Source organism: Tsukamurella sp. TY48 (assembly GCF_019656655.1).
Lineage (GTDB): Bacteria > Actinomycetota > Actinomycetes > Mycobacteriales > Mycobacteriaceae > Tsukamurella > Tsukamurella strandjordii.
Genome location: NZ_BPMV01000001.1, coordinates 808,110 through 822,189, shown reverse-complemented (window position 1 = coordinate 822,189; position 14,080 = coordinate 808,110). Strand labels below are relative to the sequence as shown.

The 14,080-nt window shown below is 70.5% G+C and carries 16 protein-coding genes; 7 read left to right on the top strand and 9 right to left on the bottom strand.

The window, feature by feature from the left end; all coding sequences use genetic code 11:
- Positions 1-8 precede the first annotated feature (8 nt).
- Both TTY48_RS04030 and TTY48_RS04025 read right to left on the bottom strand, forming a co-directional pair.
- Entirely contained in the window at positions 9-287 is a 279-nt protein-coding gene (locus TTY48_RS04030; RefSeq protein WP_220656278.1) for an acyl-CoA carboxylase subunit epsilon, read from the bottom strand.
- Positions 284-1,939 (bottom strand): acyl-CoA carboxylase subunit beta, encoded by a 1,656-nt coding sequence (locus TTY48_RS04025; protein WP_220656277.1) that lies wholly within the window; start codon positions 1,937-1,939, stop codon positions 284-286. Before TTY48_RS04025 ends, TTY48_RS04030 begins: the two co-directional genes overlap by 4 nt.
- A gap of 77 nt (positions 1,940-2,016) precedes the next feature.
- Here TTY48_RS04025 and TTY48_RS04020 point away from each other — a divergent pair, with 77 nt between their 5' ends.
- From TTY48_RS04020 to TTY48_RS04010, 3 genes are read left to right on the top strand one after another with little or no spacing between them, the layout of a single operon-like run.
- Complete coding sequence (locus TTY48_RS04020; RefSeq protein WP_308443052.1) at positions 2,017-2,850, top strand: biotin--[acetyl-CoA-carboxylase] ligase; 834 nt, start codon at positions 2,017-2,019, stop codon at positions 2,848-2,850.
- A gap of 9 nt (positions 2,851-2,859) precedes the next feature.
- Positions 2,860-3,408 carry a PH domain-containing protein gene (locus TTY48_RS04015; protein ID WP_220656276.1) on the top strand — a complete coding sequence of 183 codons (549 nt, stop codon included), beginning with the start codon at positions 2,860-2,862 and terminating at the stop codon, positions 3,406-3,408.
- Positions 3,409-3,419: 11 nt separating this feature from the next.
- On the top strand, positions 3,420-4,112 hold the full coding sequence (locus TTY48_RS04010; protein ID WP_220656275.1) for a response regulator transcription factor: 693 nt from the start codon (positions 3,420-3,422) through the stop codon (positions 4,110-4,112).
- Between the two features lie 23 nt (positions 4,113-4,135).
- Here the strand turns inward: TTY48_RS04010 and TTY48_RS04005 are convergent, their stop codons facing one another.
- Both TTY48_RS04005 and TTY48_RS04000 read right to left on the bottom strand, forming a co-directional pair.
- Positions 4,136-5,431: a HAMP domain-containing sensor histidine kinase gene (locus TTY48_RS04005; protein WP_220656274.1), complete on the bottom strand. Its 1,296-nt coding sequence runs from the start codon at positions 5,429-5,431 to the stop codon at positions 4,136-4,138.
- A gap of 27 nt (positions 5,432-5,458) precedes the next feature.
- Positions 5,459-6,013, bottom strand: a complete 555-nt coding sequence (locus TTY48_RS04000) for a GtrA family protein (RefSeq protein WP_220656273.1) — start codon at positions 6,011-6,013, stop codon at positions 5,459-5,461.
- Positions 6,014-6,120: 107 nt separating this feature from the next.
- On the opposite strand from TTY48_RS04000, the gene TTY48_RS03995 reads away from it, so the two are divergent.
- The 3 genes from TTY48_RS03995 to TTY48_RS03985 are packed head-to-tail and all read left to right on the top strand — an operon-like array spanning position 6,121 to position 8,531.
- Complete coding sequence (locus TTY48_RS03995) at positions 6,121-7,335, top strand: 5-(carboxyamino)imidazole ribonucleotide synthase (protein WP_220656272.1); 1,215 nt, start codon at positions 6,121-6,123, stop codon at positions 7,333-7,335.
- Entirely contained in the window at positions 7,328-7,855 is a 528-nt protein-coding gene (gene purE, locus TTY48_RS03990; protein ID WP_220656271.1) for a 5-(carboxyamino)imidazole ribonucleotide mutase, read from the top strand. The genes TTY48_RS03995 and purE overlap by 8 nt, the downstream gene beginning before the upstream one ends.
- 19 nt (positions 7,856-7,874) lie before the next feature.
- Positions 7,875-8,531: a dihydrofolate reductase family protein gene (locus tag TTY48_RS03985; RefSeq protein WP_220656270.1), complete on the top strand. Its 657-nt coding sequence runs from the start codon at positions 7,875-7,877 to the stop codon at positions 8,529-8,531.
- On the opposite strand, the gene TTY48_RS03980 is transcribed toward TTY48_RS03985, so the two are convergent.
- Together TTY48_RS03980 and TTY48_RS03975 are read right to left on the bottom strand one after the other, a co-directional pair.
- On the bottom strand, positions 8,512-9,420 hold the full coding sequence (locus tag TTY48_RS03980; protein WP_220656269.1) for an MBL fold metallo-hydrolase: 909 nt from the start codon (positions 9,418-9,420) through the stop codon (positions 8,512-8,514). The genes TTY48_RS03985 and TTY48_RS03980 overlap by 20 nt on opposite strands.
- A gap of 47 nt (positions 9,421-9,467) precedes the next feature.
- Complete coding sequence (locus TTY48_RS03975) at positions 9,468-11,066, bottom strand: HNH endonuclease signature motif containing protein (protein WP_220656268.1); 1,599 nt, start codon at positions 11,064-11,066, stop codon at positions 9,468-9,470.
- A gap of 410 nt (positions 11,067-11,476) precedes the next feature.
- Between TTY48_RS03975 and TTY48_RS03970 the strand changes: the two genes are divergently transcribed.
- Positions 11,477-11,857 carry a helix-turn-helix domain-containing protein gene (locus TTY48_RS03970; RefSeq protein WP_220656267.1) on the top strand — a complete coding sequence of 127 codons (381 nt, stop codon included), beginning with the start codon at positions 11,477-11,479 and terminating at the stop codon, positions 11,855-11,857.
- A gap of 4 nt (positions 11,858-11,861) precedes the next feature.
- On the opposite strand, the gene TTY48_RS03965 is transcribed toward TTY48_RS03970, so the two are convergent.
- The 3 genes from TTY48_RS03965 to TTY48_RS03955 are packed head-to-tail and all read right to left on the bottom strand — an operon-like array spanning position 11,862 to position 14,023.
- Complete coding sequence (locus TTY48_RS03965) at positions 11,862-12,461, bottom strand: phosphatase PAP2 family protein (RefSeq protein ID WP_220656266.1); 600 nt, start codon at positions 12,459-12,461, stop codon at positions 11,862-11,864.
- On the bottom strand, positions 12,458-13,504 hold the full coding sequence (locus TTY48_RS03960; RefSeq protein ID WP_220656265.1) for a hypothetical protein: 1,047 nt from the start codon (positions 13,502-13,504) through the stop codon (positions 12,458-12,460). The genes TTY48_RS03965 and TTY48_RS03960 overlap by 4 nt, the downstream gene beginning before the upstream one ends.
- 3 nt (positions 13,505-13,507) lie before the next feature.
- The gene (locus TTY48_RS03955; RefSeq protein WP_220656264.1) at positions 13,508-14,023 is read right to left on the bottom strand and encodes a hypothetical protein; all 516 of its coding nucleotides are present in this window, start codon (positions 14,021-14,023) and stop codon (positions 13,508-13,510) included.
- Between the last annotated feature and the right edge of the window lie 57 nt (positions 14,024-14,080).

Genomic DNA, 14,080 nt, shown 5'->3' with positions numbered 1-14,080 from the left:
CGGGCCGGTTACGAGCCCTTGGTCCAAAAGACGGGGGTCTGGCTGGTGAAGGCGTTGGGCCCGTTGAAGTACTGCGGGCGCATCCGTTCCTTGTTGTTGCCCCACAGGGAGTTCAGCGGAGCGCCGGCCTGCGGCGCAGAGCTCGACGCGGCGGCGAGCACCGTGACGATCGCGGCGACATCGGCGGCCGAGGGGTTGCCCTTCTCGAACCGGATCGCGGCGCGCAGCTTCTCCGCCTCGGCCTCGGGAACCTTGGTGGCCTCCACCGGCTTCTCGGCGGCGCTCACAGCGGGATGTTCCCGTGCTTCTTGGGCAGCGTGATGGCCACCTTGCGCTCGAGCATGTTGAGCGCCGTGACGATCTGGCCGCGCGTCTGCGAGGGCGGGATCACCGCGTCCACGTAGCCGCGCTCGGCGGCGACGTACGGGTTCACCAGGGTGTCCTCGTACTCCTCCTGGAGCTTCAGACGCAGGGCCTCGACGTCCTCACCCTTCTCGGCCGCCTCCGCGAGCTCCTTGCGGTACACGAAGCCGACGGCGCCCGAGGCGCCCATCACGGCGAACTGGGCGGTGGGCCACGCCAGGTTGATATCGGCGCCCATGTCCTTGCTGCCCATCACGCAGTACGCGCCGCCGTAGGCCTTGCGGGTGACCACGGTGATCTTCGGGACGGTGGCCTCGCCGTAGGCGTACAGCAGCTTCGCGCCGCGGCGGATGATGCCGTCGTACTCCTGGCCGGTGCCGGGCAGGAAGCCGGGCACGTCGACCAGGGTGATGATGGGGATGTTGAAGGCGTCGCAGAAGCGCACGAAGCGCGCGGCCTTCTCCGAGGCGTCGATGTCCAGGCAGCCGGCCAGTTGGGTGGGCTGGTTGGCCACGATGCCCACGCTGCGGCCGTCGATGCGGCCGAAGCCGTTGATGATGTTCATCGCGCGCTGCGGCTGGATCTCGAGGAACTCGTCGTCGTCGAGCAGGCGACGGATCACCTCGTGCATGTCGTAGGGCTGGTTCGGCGAGTCCGGGATCAGCGAATCCAGTTCGCGGTCTTCGTCGTTCACCGACTCCTCGATCGACCCGGTGAGCGGATCGGTGGGCACGAAGCGCGGCGCCTCGGTGCGGTTGTTCGACGGCAGGTAGGTCATCAGCTCGCGGACGTAATCGAGCGCGTCCTGCTCGCCGGACGCCACGTAGTGCGCGGTGCCCGACTTGCTCATGTGGGTCTGGGCGCCGCCCAGCTCCTCCTTGGTGACCTCCTCGCCGGTCACGGACTTGATCACGTCCGGGCCGGTGATGAACATCTGGCTCTCGTGGTCGACCATGACCACGAAGTCGGTGAGCGCGGGGGAGTACACGTGGCCGCCGGCGGCCGCGCCCATGATCACCGAGATCTGCGGGATGACGCCCGAGGCCTGGGTGTTGCGGAAGAAGATCTTCGAGTACAGCGCGAGGGAGACCACGCCCTCCTGGATGCGGGCACCGGCACCGTCGATGATGCCGACCAGCGGGCGGCCGGTCTTGGTGGCCAGGTCCATGACCTTGACGATCTTGTCGCCGTAGACCTCGCCGAGCGAGCCGCCGAAGACGGTGGAATCCTGGCTGAAGACGCACACCTCGCGGCCGTCGATGGTGCCGTAGCCGGCCACCACGCCGTCGCCGACCGGACGCTTGGCGCCCATGCCGAAGTTGGTGGAGCGGTGCTGCGCCAGCTTGTCGAGCTCGACGAAGGAGCCCTCGTCGAGCAGCGCCAGGACGCGCTCGCGGGCCGTGAGCCGGCCCTTCTCGTGCACGCGGTCGATCGCGGCCTGACCCATGGGGGCCAGGGCCTGCGCATCGCGCTTACGGAAGTCGGCCAGCTTGCCAGCGGTGGTGTGGATGCTGGGCTCGGCGCCAGCGGCGTCGCTGCCGCCGGCTGCGCCGTCGGTGGTGGAGGCACTCGTCATACCCCCGACTCTAACCAATAGAGTCGGTGTCGAACTGCAGGGTCGCCCCAGTGGCCGACACACGTGATCCTGCCCGGGTGAAGGAGAGGGCCCCGATGCTCCCCGATCAGGCGGCGATCGCCGCGGCCGTGCGCGGCACGCGCTGGTACGACGTGGCCGTGGTGGCCAGCACCGGTTCGACCAACGCCGACCTGGCCGACGGGGTGCGCGCGGGCGACGAGCCCGGGCGCGTGCTCATCGCCGACGTCCAGACCGCCGGCCGCGGCCGGCACCTGCGCCCGTGGTCGGCACCCGCCGGCACCCAGCTCTCCATCTCCGTCACGGTGGCCGTGCCCGCCGCGGCCGCCCCGCGCGCAGGCTGGCTGTCGCTGGTGACCGGGGTCGCCGCCGTCCGCGCGGTGCGCGAGGTGACGGGGCTGCAGGCCGGGCTGAAGTGGCCGAACGACGTGCTGCTGACCCCCGAACCGGGCAGGCGCGGCGGGAAGACCGCCGGCATCCTCTCCGAGCTCGCGACCGATCCGCACGGCGGGCTCGTCGCCGTGATCGGCACCGGACTCAACACCACGCTCGCCGCCGCCGATGTGCCGGTCGAGACCGCCACGTCGCTCGAACTGGCCGGTGCGGTCGACCCGGACCGCACCGCGCTCGCCGTCGCCTACCTGCGCCACCTGGACGCGGGACTGACCACGTGGGCCGGCGATCCCGCCGCCGCGCGCACCGACTACCTGGACGTGTGCGTCACCGTCGGGCAGCGGGTGACCGTCTCGCTCCCGGGTGACGAGGTGCTCACCGGCACCGCCGTCGACGTGGACGTGGAGGGCCGGATCGTGGTGGCCGACGACGCCGGGCAGCGGCACGTGCTCTCGGCCGGCGATGTGACGCATCTGCGGCCCGCCCGGACCGACACCTAGGCTGCGCGCATGGGCTTCCCGGACAAGGTGCTCGTCGACGACGAGCAGGTGCTGCTGCACACCCGTCCGCACGCCAAGCGGATGATCACGCCGGTGCTGGTGCTGTTCCTGGCCTCCGCGCTCGCCGGCGTCGCGGGCGGCCTGGTGACCCGGTCGAACGTCTCCGGCCAGACCGCGGGCTGGCTGACGCTGGCCATCGTGGCGGTGTGGGCGGCCGTCGTGGGGTGGTGGACGGTGCGCCCCTGGGCCGTGCGCCGGGCCACCCACCTGGTGGTGACGGACCTGCGGATCATGTTCCGCGCGGGCCTCCTGCGCCGTCGCGGCATCGACATCCCGTTGCGGCGCATCAATTCCGTGCAGTACCACCAGCGGCTGGTCGACCGGATGCTGCGCTCGGGCGTGCTCACCGTGGAGTCCGCGGGCGACGATCCGCTCGACTTCCCCGACGTTCCGCGGATCGCCGCGGTGCACGCGCTGCTGGTGGACGCGCTCGACGATGCCGCCGATCAGGGCTCCGCCGAGTACGACCGCCGCGGCGAACGGTGGCGGGCGGAGTAACCTGGGCGGTCATGACCACACGGGTTCTGCTGGCCGAGGACGATGAGGCGATCGCGTCGCCGCTGGCGCGCGCGCTCACCCGCGAGGGATACGACGTGACTGTGGCCGCGACCGGCACCGATGCCTTGCGCCGCGCCCTCGACGAGGAGTTCGCACTCCTCATCCTCGACCTCGGGCTGCCCGAGGTCGATGGGTTGGAGGTGTGCCGCGAGGTGCGCGCCGCGCGCCCCGAGGTGGCGGTGCTCATGCTGACCGCCCGCACCGACGAGATGGATTTCGTGGTGGGTCTGGATGCCGGCGCCGACGATTACGTGGGCAAGCCCTTCCGGATGTTCGAGCTGATGGCCCGCACCCGCGCCCTGCTGCGGCGCAGCGCCCCCGTCGCCGATGCGGTCGATGTGCTCGACGCCGGGGGTATCCGGCTCGACGCCAAGGCCCGGCGGGTCACCGTCGACGGGGCCGACGTGTCCCTGGCCAACAAGGAGTTCGAGCTGCTGCGGTTCCTCATGGAGCACGCGGGCGAGCTGCTCTCCCGGGAGGCGATCCTCGCCGATGTGTGGGGCGATTCCGACCTGCGCGGGTCGAAGACCCTGGACATGCACATCTCCTGGTTGCGCCGGAAGATCGGCGACGACACCGGGCCGCACGGTCCGCGGCGCATCGTCACCGTGCGCGGTGTGGGTTTCCGCTTCGACGCGGAGTAGTGCGACCGGAGTAGTTCAGCAGCTCAGCGGGGTTCCGGTTCCCGCGGGGGAGCGGCGGGCGGCTCGTCGGGATCGACGGTGGGCAGGAAGATCGCGAAGGTGGTGGGGCGGCGGCTCTGCAGTTGCAGGCGGCCACCGTCGCCCTCGATGAAGGCGCGGGCCAGTGCCAGGCCCACCCCGGTCCCGTCGCCGCCCGAGACGCCGCGACGGAAGATCCGTTGCGCGTCGGCGTCCGCGATGGCCGAGCCCTCGTCGGCCACCGTCACCAGCACCGTGTGCGCCCCGGCCGTGCCGAGGGTGACCGTGGCCGTGCCGGTGCCGTGTTCGAGCGCGTTGTCGATGAGCACCGCCGCGGCCTCGCGCAGCCGGGCCGCCGTGGCCCACGCGATCAGCGGACCGTCGGCGCGGTCGGCCAGCTCCAGCCGGCGCCCGGCGAGCGCGAAGGACGGTGCCAGATCCGCGACGAGCGGTTCCAGCTCGCCGCGGACGTCGACCTCGGTGCGCGGATGCGAGACCGAACGCGAGGCCTCGACCATCTCGGTGACGGAGGCGGTGAGCCGATCGACCTGATCGAGCGCGGCCTGGGCCTCGGTGACCACATCGGGGTCGGCGTGCAGGGTCAGCTCGTCGAGCCGGATGTGCACCGCGGTGAGCCGGCTGCGCAGTTGGTGCGAGACCTCGCCCACGATCTGCCGCTCGCGTTGCAGCCGGTCGGCGATCTCCACGGTGGCGGCGTCCAGCACGTCGAGCACCCGGTCGAGTTCCTCGACGCCGTGCCTGCGCGGATCGGGCCGGAAATCGCCCCGGGCGAGGCGCTGGGCGCGGTCGGCGACCTCCTGGACCGGGTCGGCGATGCGGCTGGCGGTGATCGCGGCCACCACGAAGCCGGCCGTGAGGGCGAGCGCGATCACGACCGCCTCGATGGTGAGTGCCTGGTACTGCTGGGACCGGACCTGCGACATGGGCTTCTCGATGCGGAGCGTGCCGGCCTCGCCGAGGTTCAGGCTTTCGACCATGGGGTCCGCGACCCGATCGCCGATCGCGAATTCGAGGGGTTCGCCGTCGGCGTCGCTGTAGCTGAGCACGAGCCGGCCGCCCTCGGGAACCAGCAGCCGGAGTCGGTCTGCGGGTGGCGCTCCGACGCGACCGGACTGTTCCTGCGCGAGCACGTCCGAGGAAGCGCGCTGGACGCGGTGCTGGAGGTCGGTGCGGGCGGAGTCACCCAGCCACAGCCAGGTGGAGACCATGAGCGGCACGCCCAGGAACAGGACCGTGACTGCCACCACGGCGATGGTGGAGCGGAGGATGCGCAGGCGCACGGGGATTCCAGCCGGCGGGGCCGGCTGCTACCGCTCTGCGGCGGCGTCCCGCTCGGCGTCCTGCGGGTCCGCCGGGATGGACTCCTGCTCGGGGGCGTTGCTCATGTCCTCGGGGAAGGCCCAGCGGCGCAGGGCCCAGAACCGGAAGGCCATCTGCAGCAGGTTGCCCACGATGTAGTTGAGCACGAAGTCGAGCACGATCAACGTGGTCTTGGAATCGGTGGCGCGCAGGTTGAAGACGTTGTTCGCGATGAAGATGGGGGCGGCCATGATGAGCACGCCGATGCCCGAGATCACGAAGAACAGCAGCGCCTCGTGGTGCCGCTCGCGGCCGCCACGGTTCTTGAAGCTCCACTCGCGATTGAGGATGTAGGAGAGGATCACGGCGCAGACGCCGGAGAAGATCTTCGCGACGGTGGGCTTCTCGTCCAGCACGGTGAAGACGAGGGCGTAGTAGATCGCGAGGTCGAAAACGCACGTGGTGGCACCGACGATCGCGAACTTGATCAGCTCGTGATGCTGCATGACAAGTCCGCGCAGGGGTGCCGGGGTGCGATCCATGATCGACTCGATGAAAGCCACGACGGCCAGTCTAGCGGAACTACTGAGCATACCTTTGGGAGTGTGACCAGGTCGTGAAGGGGGCGGTCCAGCGCGGCGCGCGCCCGGCGGCCTGCGATTATGGACCCATGGTTGGTGCACGCAGGCCCGTGGTGGCGATGGTGGGCGGCGGACAGCTCGCCCGGATGACGCATCAGGCGGCCGTGGCGCTGGGCCAGAGCCTGCGGGTTCTCGCCGCTTCGCCCGACGAGCCCGCGCCCCAGGTGGCCCCCGATGTGGTGCTCGGCGATCACGATGTGCTCGACGACCTGCGCCGCGTCGCCACCGGCGCGCACGTGCTCACCTTCGATCACGAGGGCGTGCCCACCGAGCATCTGCTGGCGCTACAGGCCGAGGGCGTCACCGTGAACCCGCCGCCGCAGGCGCTGCTGTACGCGCAGGACAAGCTGGCCATGCGCCGCCGTCTCGCCGAGCTGGGTGCCCCGGTGCCGGGCTACGCGGAGATCGAGTCGGTCGACGATGTGCGCGACTTCTGGGAGCGGTTCCCCGGCGCCGTGGTGCTCAAGGCCGTGCGCGGCGGGTACGACGGGCGGGGCGTGTGGCTGCCGGACACGCTCGACGAGGCGCTCGCCGTGGCTGCCGCGCAGTTGGAGGCCGGGGTCTCGCTGCTGGCGGAGCAGCGGGTGGAGTTGGCGCGGGAGCTGTCGGCGATGGTCGCGCGGTCGCCCTTCGGGCAGGGCGCGGCCTGGCCCGTGGTGGAGACGGTGCAGCGGAACGGGCAGTGCGCCGTGGTGCTGGCCCCGGCGCCGAACCTGTCCGACGAAGACGCCGCCTTCGCCGAATCGCTCGCGCTGCGGTTGGCGAACGAGCTGGGCGTGGTGGGTGTGATGGCCGTGGAGCTGTTCCAGACACCGTCGGGCGAGCTGTTGGTGAACGAGCTGGCGATGCGGCCGCACAACTCCGGCCACTGGTCGATGAACGGCTGCGTCACCAGCCAGTTCGAGCAGCACCTGCGGGCCGTGCTCGATTACCCGCTGGGCGGCACCGCCGCGACCGCGCCGCTCACGGTGATGGCGAACGTGCTGGGGGCCTCGGTGAATCCCGAGATGAGTGTGGACGAGCGGCTGCATCACCTCATGGCGCGGATGCCCGAGGCGCACGTGCACATGTACGGCAAGGAATTCCGGCCCGACCGCAAGGTGGGGCACATCAACATCGTCGGCGGGTTCGACGGTGACCGGAACGATCCCGATTACGTGGCGGAGCTGCGGGAGCGGGCGGAACGCGCGGCGCACTGGATGGCGACCGCGGAGTGGACCGATGGATGGAGTGTGCATGGCTGAGACTGCTGGCGCCCGATCGGCCGGCCCCAGGGTCGGGCTGATCATGGGCAGTGATTCGGACTGGCCCGTGATGGAGGCCGCCGCCGAGGCGCTGGCCGAGTTCGGGGTGCGGTTCGAGGTGGGCGTGGTCTCGGCGCATCGCACGCCGCAGCGGATGCTCGATTACGCGTCGTCGGCTGCGGGTCGGGGCATCGAGGTGATCATCGCCGGTGCCGGCGGTGCCGCACACCTGCCCGGCATGGTCGCCTCCGCGACGCCCTTGCCGGTGATCGGCGTGCCCGTGCCGCTGAAGTACCTCGACGGCATGGACTCGCTGCTGTCGATCGTCCAGATGCCCGCCGGGATTCCGGTCGCGACGGTGTCCGTCGGTGGCGCCCGCAACGCGGGGCTGTTGGCAGTGCGGATCCTCGGTTCCGCCGATCCCTCGTTGCAGCAGCGGATGGTCGCCTTCCAGGACGGCCTGGAGAAGATGGTGCTGGAGAAGGACGCCGCCCTGCGGAAGAAGCTCCTGGAGGACTGAACGCGACTAGCCTGAGTCCGTGACCGGACAGGTGCGCGTACACAACTTCTCGATCTCGCTCGACGGCTTCGGCGCGGGCGAAGGCCAGACCCAGGAGGCTCCGTTCGGCCACGCCGGCGGATCGTTGCTGAACTGGTTCTTCGGCACCCGGATGGGCGCCGCGATCCACGGCCTCGAACCCGCCGCCCTCGGTGTGGACGATGCCTTCGCCTCCGCCTGGGGCGATGGAATCGGCGCCGAGATCATGGGCCGCAACAAGTTCGGCCCCCAGCGCGGACCGTGGGAGGACGAGTCGTGGCGCGGCTGGTGGGGCGAGGAGACGCCCTTCAAGACGCCCGTCTTCGTGCTCACCCATCATCCGCGGCCGTCCATCGAGATGGGCGACGGCACCGTCTTCCGCTTCCTCGACGCCACGCCCGCCGAGGCGTTGGCGCAGGCCCGCGAGGCCGCCGACGGTTTGGATGTGCGGATCGGCGGAGGAGTGGCGACGGTGCGCGAGTTCCTCGCCGCCGACCTCATCGATCACATGCACCTGGTGGAGGTGCCGATCGTGCTGGGCCGGGGCGAGCGGCTGTGGGACGGACTCGAGGGCGTGCAGGAGCGGTTCACCGTGGAGTCGGTGGCGAGCCCGATGAGCGGTGTGGTGCACCGCAGCTTCAGTCGGCTACCGCGCTGACCTGCGGCCGATCGTTCTCGAGCGTCACGCGGAAGGGTGCCTGCTCGGTGAAGTGCGCGGGCAGGAGGAGCAGGTCTTCCGTTGCGCACCGGCGGAGCAGGGCATCGCGGGTGGTCCGCGCCGCGTGCGGGTCCGCATCGCCGCCCTGAACGAGGTCGGGGTGGAGCAGCTGGATGGGGTGATGGATCGCATCGCCGGAGATGATGGCGCCGCCCTGTGGGCTGGTGATCTCGACGGCGAGGTGTCCGTGGGTGTGGCCGGGCATCGCGAGCACGACCACCTCGGTGCCGTCGTATGCGGCGATCGCCTCACCGTCGGTCACGGCGCGCCAGTGGCCCTCGCGGAGCACCGGACCGACGCTGTCGAGATAGGTGCGGGCGAGATCGGCCTCCACACCGTCGAGGTCGCTGGTGTCGGCGAGCTCGGCGAGGGCGTCGAGGTCCGACTGCGCGAACAGGTAGGTGGCGTACGGGAATGTCGGCACCCACTGCCCGTCCTGCAGGCGCGTGTTCCAGCCGCAGTGATCGGGGTGCAGGTGGGTGCTGATCACGATGTCGACCTCATCCGGGGTGACGCCCACTGCGGCGAGACGATCGAGGAAGTCGGTATCGAACATGTGGTGCGGCAGCAGATTCGGCCGCTGCTTGTGGTTCCCGTTGCCGGTATCGGCGATGATCACCGTGTCGCCGAGGCGGATGACGTAGGTGTGGATCGCGAGCAGCAGATCGCCGTTGTCCGGATCGATGGAACCGTCGCCGAACTCACCCTGCGCCTGCGCCGCCACCCCGTCCGGGATCGCCGGGAACAGGCCGGCCGGTGGAAACGCCCACCGCTCCAGCTCCGTCACCTGATCCACCCGCGCACTACCGACCGAGATCGTGAACGTCATGCACGCATTGTCGACCGCACACCTGCTGGGCGCAGCGCAACTCCCCGTCAGGCCGCGGGGCGGAGGCCGTCGGGCGCCGGCGATCGCCACGCATCCTCGGCATCGTGTTCGGCGAGAAGCGCTTCGAGCAGGGGCGGACCGTGCGGACCGTCGAGCAGGGCGTCGATATCGGCGTAGGCCGACCCGATGCGGTCCTGGTACTGGACCCGCAGATCCTCCGCGCGCCAGGTCCGCCGCATCTCTTCCCGGCGGCGCTGCCAGCGCTCCAGCGCCTCCCGATACAGCTCCGCGGCGTGGTGGGAGTGATTGACGCGGTGGCCACCCGAGGCGTCCGCCCGGCGGCGCCAGCCGATGCGGCCAGCGAACTCGCCGGTGGGCACCACGATGGTCTCCATCCCGGTCGGCGTCGGAGTGACCTTGCTGTGGTGGGCATCGCAGGCCAGGGTCAGCCCGGTGATGTCGGTACGCCCGCCGCCCGCCCACTCCGTCACGTGATGCACCTGGGTGCGGGTAGCGGGCGCATCACACCCGGGGGCGGAGCAGCCCTCCTCACTGCCGTACAACGCGATCCGCTGATCTGTACTGGCGAGCCGCTTCTCCCGGCCGAGGAACAGCGGCCGCTCCGCGAGATCCAACAGCAGGAAGTAGCGCGGGTTCGTACCGGCCATGCGCACCGCGTCGGCGATCGGGAGCCGGCCGCCGGTCGCGGTGGTGGCGATCCCGGTCTCCGACTCCAACTGATCGATCCCCATCGTGATGATCGGGACGCACAGCACGCCACGGTGCTGCCCGAGTGCTCCCGACCCGACGGCGATCCGCAGCGCCGCCACGAGCGCGTCGTGATTGCGCTGGGCCGCGGACCGTCGATCCCGTTCCGCTGCATCGGCGAGCGCCTCGGCCGAGGCACCCTCACCCGGGCACTCCGGATCGTCGGGATTGTTCACGCCCGGCCGGGCGAGCTTGTCGAGCACCGCATCGAGCAGAGCCCGCCCCTCGGCCGACAGGCTGCCGCCGAACTCGGACATCAGATTCGCGTCCTGCCGGCCGATCTCCAGTCCGCGCGAGCGGCGCGCCTTCTCCGGATTAGGCTCGGCGCCATCGGGATCGAGCAGTTCGACGGCCCGCCTCCCGATCTTCGCGACCTCCTCCGGCGTGACCTCCCGCGCCGCGGTGACGAGGATGTCCTCCAAGACCTCCGGCTCGGAAAGACTCGGCGGGCAGTGGCGGAAGACCTGCTCGACGGCCAGGGCGTGCCGTTCGCTGATCGCGCCCTCACGCTGCGCGGCCGCCGCCACCGCGAATCGCGGCGCAGCCACCCCGGACGGGAGGTGCTCGACCGCCCGGTTCCTCGCGCCGTGAACACGGTCTCGCGCTTCGGTTCCGGCGAGCCGCAGCTGATCGGTCAGCAATTCCTTCATCCCGGTGTAGCCGAGGCTGCCGGGCAGGCCCTGCTCGTGCGCGACCTGCGTGAGCGCGTGCTGTGCGGCCGGTACCTTCCGGGCGGCGGCCTCCAACCGGCGCAGCCCGCCGAGCACCTCGGGTGACGACAGCAGAACCGGATCGGCATCGGCCAGGGCATCGGCGGCGTGTTCGAAAGCGGCGAGCGCGGCGAGGTATCCCTCCGACGTGCGGATTATCGCGTTCATCGCCGCCTCCCTTCTCCTTCGATTGTACCGAAAGATTCGAGAAAGCAACACTATTCGAACACTGTTTCTACAGTGCCGGATGGGGCGTATGGAGGCCGACGGTGCGGCCGTGACGACGGCCTAGTCGCGCCGGCAGAGACGCGCGACCGCGGCGAACCGTTCGCCCCATTCCGGCAAACGGGCCGCCGCGGCCGCGGACGTCGATGCAGCGGACGAACCCCGGCCCCGCAGGGGTGCGGCAGGGCCGACCCATGTCTTTCGAGTGGGTAACGTCCGTCCGGTCAGCACGCTACAGCAAGTTGCGAGAGAGATCTACCGAGGTCCCCGGCGTGGGCTCCACGATCGACAACACCGGCACTCTGTAGACTCGCTACACGCATCCGGTGAGAAGCCACGAGGGGAGGGCCGGCATGAGCGAGACACCGTCGTCATCGAGGCCGCTCTCGGAGCGGCTGAGGTTCCTCTTCGAATACGTCTACCCGCGCGGCCGCGAACCCTTCACCCCCACCGAGGTGGTGGACGCGATCCGTCGCGAGGGCGGCTCCATGACCACCGGTCATCTCAGCCAGCTGATGTCCGGCAAGCGATCGAACCCCGGGCTCGGCGTGCTCCTGGAGCTCGCCGGATTCTTCCACGTTCCCCTGGACTACTTCGCGGACGACGAACTCAGCGAAGAGATCCGGTCCGACATCATCGCCGGTGCCGCGGTGCGCGATTCCGGGAACCCCGGCATCGCCGCCCGCCGCTACGACCCGTACCGCCGCTACGCGGAGTGGACCACCGGCTCCTAGCGCATCACAGGATCGGCAGTGCCGCCGCGGCCGAGACCAGACCGCAGACGAAGCCGACCAGCACCTGCATCGGCGTGTGGGCGCCCAGCTTCACCCGCGACCAGCCGATCAGCACCACCCACGCGAACAGCAGGAGCCACAGCCAGGACCCGTCGGCGAGCGCCAGGAAGGCGACGATACTGGTCGCGACCGCCACGTGCAGGCTCACCTTCCACTTCAGCGCCGCCGTGATCACGCCGGTCACCACCAGCGTGACCACGCCGACCACGGTGAACGCGACCACCACCGTGGGCGCCCCGACCGCGACCTCCACGACCACGCCGACGATCTGAATCAGCAGGATCAGCAACAGGATCAGTGGGCGCTGCGACCGATCGGAGACGTGGTGATCGCCACCGCCGCGCACCTTCATCGCCGCGAAGATCAGTGCCATCGGCAGGATCGCCGTGAGCAGCACCAGCACGACGCCCCAGACGACCGACCGAGCGAGTACGCCGACGGCGATGCTGCCCAGGATGTTCGACACCCACGGCGCACCGATCTCCGTGATCGCCTTCGCGAACCGCACCGATGAATCCGGCTGCGCCACCGTACCGTCCGTCACTGCACACTCCATTCGTCGGCGATGCTCTCCACCCAGTCCAGCGCGTCGGTCCCCTCCGGTGCCGCGAGCGCGTCGATCGACATCGCCTCGGAGCCGGAGGCCGCCAGCCACGCGGCCACCTCACCCGGGGTGCGGCGCGGGCCGGCCGCCGGGATCCCGCGCGAGCGCCCCTCCATGTACAGCGCGTCCAGCACCTCCACCGAGCGGTCCTCGACCTGCTCGATCCGGGTGGCGCGCTTCCACGAATCCCGCTGCACACCCGGCCACAGCGCCACGAGGTAGTCGTGCAGCCCGCCGATCCGCCGCCGCGCGCCGGTGGCCCGGATCCAGTCGTACACCGTCGAATAGATCACGCCACTCAGCAGCCCCAGCGCACCCACGTAGGCCAGGATCGGGGTGATGTCGTAGACCACCTGGGCGTCGCCGTGCAGGTACGGCGCCGCCAGCGCGTAGCCGCCGCGCAGGGCCGCGTACACGGTGCTCACCCCGGCGCCGACGCAGAGGAGGATCACGCCGTAGTCGCGCGGCGAGCGCACCATTTTGAGCAGCGGCACGAACACCAGGAAGATCGCGAAAGCCGCGAGGAACGGATAGATCTCGGACACCGCGTACGACAGGCCGTACGGGCCACCCTGCCGCACCGCGACCCGCTCGAAGATCGCGTCGTCGAGCACCGGAAGCCGCGGCCGCGCGGCGAAGAAGAGCGCCGTCGCTCCGAGGAATCCGGCGGTGGCGAGGCCGACATGGATCGCGATCCACCGCCGCGACTGCCCGACGAACGCCGGAACCGCCGCCGAGGCCACGATCGCGGCACCCATCGCGGCGGCACCGTCGGAGGCGAACTTCATCGGCACCGTGCCGTTGCCGATCACCCCGTGCAGGGCCGCCTCGACCGCGGGGATGTTCAGGGTCACGTGTGCGGCGAATCCCCAGTACAGGATCGCCTGGCCCAGCACGACCGGGGAGTACCGCCCCGTGGACAGTCGCCAGAACCGTTGCGCCCCCACCGCCCACAGGACGGTGGCGAAAACCATCGAGAACATGACCTACCTCAGGAAATCGCTCAGCAGAATGGCGGACCGCGGGTCGGCGACGCGCTGCGTCCGCCGCAGCCTGCTCAGCAGGCGCCGGGCGAACATCTCCGCCGCCGCCTCCTCGGCCACCGCACCCTGGTCGGACTCCCGGCACAGCATGAAGTTCACGACCTCGGCCGAGGGCCGGTCGCTCCCGAGCAACTCGGTCAGGTCCGACCCGCCGCGGTGGCCGAGCAGCACATGGCCCAGCTCGTGCGCGATCGTGTGCGCCTGCGAGGGCAGCCCCGGCGGGACCACGATCACGTCGTCGTCCGCCTTCGCCAGCCACCAGCCGAAGACCCCGGCGGGGAGGTCCTCGTCGAACTCGATGGAGAGCGGGCGCTCCCGCATCCGGGCCGCGGCTGCGACCAGCCCGGGCAGGGTGCGCGCCTCATCGGCGCTGCTCACCGCGAGCAGCCCGTTGAGAGCGGCGTCGACGTCGCTGGGGGAGCAGCCCTGTGCTCCGCGTCGCCCTCGGCTTCCGGCCATCACCAGCCCTTCCGTGAATGTCAGATAGCGATCGTAGCTAACGAATAGCGGAATCGC